At 47.1% G+C, this 6367-nt stretch carries 5 protein-coding genes; all 5 read left to right on the plus strand.

Annotation, left to right across the window (positions count from 1 at the left end; translation table 11 throughout):
• The first annotated feature begins 115 nt into the window (after window positions 1-115).
• Window positions 116-805: a TnsA endonuclease N-terminal domain-containing protein gene (locus ACT3TJ_RS03870; RefSeq protein WP_217990263.1), complete on the plus strand. Its 690-nt coding sequence runs from the start codon at window positions 116-118 to the stop codon at window positions 803-805.
• Window positions 806-855: 50 nt separating this feature from the next.
• Window positions 856-2691 (plus strand): Mu transposase C-terminal domain-containing protein, encoded by a 1836-nt coding sequence (locus ACT3TJ_RS03875; RefSeq protein ID WP_192526910.1) that lies wholly within the window; start codon window positions 856-858, stop codon window positions 2689-2691.
• 9 nt (window positions 2692-2700) lie between these two features.
• Complete coding sequence (locus tag ACT3TJ_RS03880) at window positions 2701-3591, plus strand: TniB family NTP-binding protein (RefSeq protein WP_176483352.1); 891 nt, start codon at window positions 2701-2703, stop codon at window positions 3589-3591.
• Between the two features lie 20 nt (window positions 3592-3611).
• Window positions 3612-4673, plus strand: coding sequence for a TniQ family protein (locus ACT3TJ_RS03885; protein WP_192524527.1), 1062 nt, complete (start codon window positions 3612-3614; stop codon window positions 4671-4673).
• A gap of 689 nt (window positions 4674-5362) precedes the next feature.
• Complete coding sequence (locus ACT3TJ_RS03890; protein WP_096277095.1) at window positions 5363-6250, plus strand: hypothetical protein; 888 nt, start codon at window positions 5363-5365, stop codon at window positions 6248-6250.
• The last annotated feature ends 117 nt before the right edge of the window (window positions 6251-6367 follow it).

The following is a 6367-nucleotide window of genomic DNA, read 5'->3' on the forward strand; positions in this document are numbered from 1 at the left end:
ACTAATGCTATACTGGAACAATATCTTACGTTATTTTCGACAAGTAAATACGCTACTAATTGACACCAATATAAGCGACTGGGTGTTAAAATCACAAATATATAGGCGACTGAATATGAATCGGCCTGTTAGAGTTATTGGAACTAACCGAAGGAGCCTTACTGGGCAGGTTTCTTTCTTACGAGGAAGCACTTGCAATTTTGAGTCATCATTAGAGCGCGATTTCCTGATGATCCTCGATTTTGATCCGTTGGTCGCTACGGTTTGTGAGCAGCCGCTAACCCTTAAGTATCAAGATGATGATCGAAAAAGGCGTCAGTACACGCCCGATATGCTCGTGACTTACTCGGATGAAGCGGCGCCGATTCTGTATGAGGTTAAGTATCGCGAAGATTTGAGAGAAAATTGGCACATTATGAAGCCTAAATTTCAGGCAGCTATACGCTATTGCAAGCAGCAAGGTTGGGGCTTTCGCATTGTGACTGAGCGAGAGATTAGAGGCACTGGCCTATTGAACAATGCACGATTTCTAAGGGCCTATAGGGACTTGGCAGAGGACTCGGCTACCGCTACTCACTTGGCTAGAACCCTTGCCGTGCTCGGTGAAACAACACCTGAAATTCTACTTACAGCTGCTTATGCGAATGAGGAAAAGCGTATGTGTGCGCTTAGTTGTTTATGGCAAATGATCGCTATAGGCCGTGTTCATGCTGACCTCATACGCCCATTAAACATGTCCAGCCCCATATGGATTACTAACGGAGAAGGTTTCTTATGGCTACAGAGCCCGCTTTTCTATCGGTAACTACTGGGTCTGTGATAACAGCCAATGGTCGTACCTATAGAGTTTCGCACTTGTTGGATACAGCAACCCTCCTTGCTAAAGATACCGACACTGGAGAGGTGCACCGTCTGTCTGCGCATCAGCTTCGTCCCGTAACGGATATAGAGCTTGGAGAAGGTGGTGTTGCTGAAGGAAAGGATTTATCCGAGATCGAAGACGAAGACTGGCAAGTTGCTCAGCAGCGGTTTGCAGCAATCCGTCCTCTACTTGACGATCCATTTCGTACTCGTGCAAAGGCAGAGCAGTTAGCAGAAGAAGCCGGTGTTCACGTTGCCACTTTATACCAATGGGTTAAGGACTATCACGAGGCTGGCCATATTTCAGCATTGATACCAGCCCCGCGAGGCCGCAAGCCAGGTACGAAAAAGCTCGATAAGAAAGTCGAGGCAATAATCGAAGGGGCGATCAATGACTTATATCTAAGTCGTCAACGATATAAGCCCAGTGACGTAATTATCACTGTCAAAGCTCATTGCAAACAGGCCGGTTTACTTCCTCCTCACTCCAATACAATCCGTAACCGCATAAAACAGATTTCGACACGTGAAACGATGAGACGCCGCGGGCTACGAGATAAGGCGCGTGACACCTTTGCTCCTATCAGGGGAGAGTTTCCAAATGCGGATTTCCCTCTTGCTGTTGTTCAAATAGATCATACGCCTGCTGACGTCATCTTAGTTGATGAAGAGCATCGTCTGGCGCTTGGCCGACCGTGGATAACTCTGGCTATTGATGTCTTTTCACGAATGGTGGTGGGGATTGCGGTTAGCATGGAAAAGCCCAGTGCTATCTCAGTGGGTTTGTGTGTCTCCAATGCCATGTTGCCTAAGCATGAATATCTTGCAAACCTGGGGGTGGGGCAAGAGTGGCCAGTCTGGGGGAAAATGCGTGTTCTGCATGCTGATAACGCGAAAGAATTCCGGGGGAAAATGCTGCGCCGGGCTTGTGAACAATACGGTATCGACCTGCAATTACGTCCGGTAAAGCTTCCCCACTACGGCGGACATATAGAGCGTTATATGGGTACTGCTGCAAATGAGATACACACCTTACCTGGCACAACATTTTCCAACGTTGAGCAACGGAAAGGATATGACTCAGAAAAAGAATCAGCGCTCACCCTTCGTGAGTTTGAGCAGCATTTAGTTGAATTTATTGTTGGGGTGTATCACCGTCGCAAGCATTCTGAATTGAACATGCCACCAATGCGCAAGTGGCAACTCGGTATATTAGGAGACTCAACACAGCCGGGCTTGGGGATGCCGCCTATACCAACTGACCCCACGCGTTTGAAGTTAGACTTCCTTCCTCTTTATTCACGCACTGTGCAGCGCTACGGCGTCCAGCTGGATGAAATTAATTACTACCATGAAGTGTTGAACCCTTGGATTGGTTCAAAAGACCCCGAAAATCAAACGAAGGCTCGTTCATTTACTATCCGTCGTGATCCACGCGATATCAGTAAAGTCTATTTCTACGACCCTGAAAGTGAGATCTATTACATGGTTCCTTATCGGAATCCTACTCGACCAGCGATTAGTGTGTGGGAGTTACGGGAAGCAACTCGCCGCATTCGAGAGGAAGGACTGCGGCATGTTGATGAGGATGTGATTTTTGAGACCATTCTCAAGATGCGTCATCGTGTTGAACAGGCCGTCACGAAAACGAAGCAAGCAAGACGTCAGATGGCTCGTATCAATACGACGAAGAAACTCGCCAAGAAAACGGAATCTGTTGAAACACAAGCGCCTGCTAAGAGTGTTTTTCCTGCTCCACCTCAAACAGAGGTGCAAAGTGAGATTGATATATTCGCACTGCCTATAGAACCATTCGATGACGATGCCTAGGGAATGAATATGGCCCATTTTGATCACCTCAAGCCAGAGATTGCTGAGACACTCACCTGGACGACGGAAGACCGCATTTATTTCGCTCAGCAAAACCATTGGATTTCCTATCCTAGGGCCAAAGAAATCATGACCCGGCTTGAGGATCAATTAGCACATCCCCGTGTACAGCGGATGCCCAACACGTTGCTGGTCGGAGAAAGCGGGAATGGAAAAAGTACATTAATCGACCGTTTCAGAGAAAAGCATCCTGTGAAGATTCTTCCCTCTGGAGAGCCATTAGCACCTGTCATTGTTATGGAAATGCCCTCCGAACCAAATGAGGGGCGTTTTTGGACTGAGTTACTTCTGTCATTAAAGATAGCCCACAGAGATACGGATCCCGTGCAGCGTAAGGAGAACCAAGCTATTTCGGTATTAACTTACGTACAAGCCAGGATGCTCATTATTGATGAAATCCACAATGTGCTACATGGAAGTGCAAGACAACAGAGGCATTTTCTAGGAATGCTTAAAAGATTGAGCAATAAGCTACAGCTTCCGCTTGTAGCCGTCGGTACGCGTGACTCCATTCTCGCGCTGCACACCGATACTCAACTCTCAAGTCGCTTTGAGCCGCTGGCACTACCTCGATGGCAGTTAGATGTTAGCTTCTTGCGCCTCTTGGCCAGCTTTGAACGCTTACTGCCATTAGCTGAGCCCTCTCAGCTGTCTAGTCAGGATATCGCGATAAAGCTACATAGTATGAGTGGGGGCACCATCGGCGGCGTAGCGACCGTGCTTAAAAGAGCGACCGTTAAAGCGATCCGAGATGGTAAAGAGCATATAGACGCTAAGCTTCTTGATAACATCGGCTGGGTTAAACTCTCTGATTATGGCAAGGAGGCGCTTAAACTGTGATCAGAGGAAGCTGGGCGATCATGCTATCACCAGCTAAGAATGAGCTGTTTACTTCGTGGTTGATGCGTAGCGCCTTTGCTCACGGCCTGACCCCCTATCGGTTTGCTAATTACTGGGCTCCATCTATTCCTATCTGGAGCCGTGACATTGATCGTAGTGCCAGTGATGAGCTGCTCTATACCGTGTCGCGCCACTCAGGTTTTGATGTTGCGTCAGTCGAAAGGATGACATTACGTTCAATTGAGCAGAGTTTGGTAAAAATTCATCGTCAGGGAAATGTCCCCTTTCTTCTGTCAGCGGGGATATCTAACAAGGTACGTACCCAGCACGGCCTCCAATATTGTTCCGAATGCTTCAAGGATTATGGGGCCATCTATTATCGTGACTGGCGTTTAGGGTTTATGGTTGTTTGTCCTTACCATGGCGCCATGATGAGCGATGCTTGCCCACGTTGTGATGCGCCATTGATGCCACATCTAAGTACCGTGCAAAGAATGGATCGCTGTACGGTATGTGGGGTGTCGCTTCTTTCTCGCAAGTTACCAACCTTGTGCTGTTCTCCATTAGTGTTAGCTCTTCAATCCCAGCTACTGAAATTAGCGAATGGAACTCCGACTAACTTGCTCCCACAAGCGTCCACCAGTCCGGAAGCTCTGAGTGTCATTCGGGTAATGGCAGGCGTGCTCGCTAATTCGCTACAGCATGATCGACTGAGGCATCATTACGACTTGAAACCCTTCCATCGTCCTTCAAATCAGCGTTGCTTGTATGAGCATCAGCGTGTTGCCTATAGGACTGCAATTTTGGAAACCTTGGCATATTGGCTTCTTGATTGGCCATCGTCATTCCAAGAAGGTTCAAGTGTGCTTGGTCTAACTCAGAGGACATTCATAAAATCTATAATGCCTGCTTTTTTTGCTGAGCAGTTGTCATATCTGCCTGTGGGGGTACGAAGAACGCGCAGCACGAATCAGCAGCCAAAAGGCCCTTGTCTAAATCGGTGCCGACGAACTGAGCTTGTACAGTTCCGCCAGGAAAGAGCTCGACATATATTAAGTTTTTTAGGATACCCATTTTTGTGAGTCATAAGCCCCACTTGCAGTGTGATGACTGTGGTCGATCCATGCTTAAGGCGCAAAGGCGCTACAAAGGGAGCGCTTACTGCTCGACATGTTATGCCCGTGAGTTTAAGAAGAAGACTTGCACTAAATGCGGCGAGTCAGTGCGAGCCCATAAGTATGAAGAGAACCCGGTCTGCGGTGAGTGCCTCAGGCTGCACCGTGTCTGCGCGCGCTGCGATAAGCCGCTGCCGAGAGCCGGTTATCTTATTGGTCACGCTGCGTTTTGCAAAAGCTGCGCTCCGCATGGGCGAGAGGAACATACCTGTTCCCGTTGTGGATGTCTTTCTAGCAGATATTCACGCATCACTAATGGTGAACTTTCAGAGATTATCTGCCAGGCATGCGAAAGGAAGGCCTGCGCATTTGTAACCTGCTCGGTTTGTCGGAAATATCGTCAGCTCCATCAATATGATGTTGAAGGACGAGCTGTTTGTAGAGATTGCAGCGGGCCATATCCAAAAACTCACTCATGTCCTGACTGTGGAGCAGATACTCCCGGTGGTGGCAACGCCCCTTGCCAAGACTGTTCTTTAAAACGCCGTTTAGACCGACGAATAATGCTGAACCTTGAGTTATTTGAAGCTTCTTGGTGTAGAGCGCTATTTCTTGAGTTTTGCTCTTGGGAAAGGCTTCCTAGGCAAGCGGGAAATATGACGACGCGAATAGATAGTTATGCGCGTTTTTTGGTCATACTCGAACGGAATACTTTGTCCGTCAGAGATATTGATCAGCAACACTTATTCAATTTATTTGGAGCTGAAAAGCTTCGCCGTTCTTTTCATGTGGTGAATTTCTTAGTAGAAAAACTAGGCATAGAGTGGGATAACGAAGAGAAAGAGCAAGCGATTGAAAATAAGAGGATTAATGATATTTTGCAATGTTATGAGAAGCAGCCTTGGCATCGTGAGGTCGTCGACTATGCAAAAGAATTGAGTGAGAGAGTTACTTACAAAGAGACACCAATCAAACCTTTGACTGTTAGGAACTATCTGCGAGCAGCTATAGAGCTATTGATGTCAGCCAAGGTATCTTCCATTCAGGAACTTCCCGAAGAAGCTATCGTATCTCATGCTAAGAAAAAGCCAGGGCATTGTGCTTCCTTAGCTGTTTTCAGAACCTTTGCCAAAGATAAATACGCCGTTAATCTCGTGTTACCTGAGAAAAAAAATAAAGGGATAAGCAATAAGCAACACGTTAAAAAAATTAAGGCAGTAATGGAAAAGCTTGTTTCAACACCGAACGAGCGCGAAGCTAAAGCTTTAATGCCTGCAGCAATTTCAATGCTTTATCAGTTGCCATTAAAAAAGGTACTTATGCTTCGCTGTGCACACGTTGTGCAATCCAGCCGAAAGGTGTTCATTACTGTGGATGATGAGCGCTACGAGCTCCTCGGGCCGCTGCCTCATTTAATGAAGGTAGATCAGTTGGGAATCGACCCTGAGGCTTTTATCTTTGCTGGCAGAAGCCGTATGCAGCCTATGAGCACGGGAACTGTGCGGTACCATGTAAAAAAGCTTGAAGCGCAAATAGGAATGTAAGGTGTAGAGCTTGGCCAATGTGAGCCCTATGATAATTCGCATGATAACCATTTGTTATCGCTGACAGGCTGCCACACCTTTGCCATTTTTTTATTCGCATCAAATTGGCTATTCGCT

Source organism: Halomonas sp. AOP30-A1-24 (assembly GCF_052378165.1).
In the GTDB taxonomy this organism is placed as follows: domain Bacteria; phylum Pseudomonadota; class Gammaproteobacteria; order Pseudomonadales; family Halomonadaceae; genus Vreelandella; species Vreelandella citrativorans.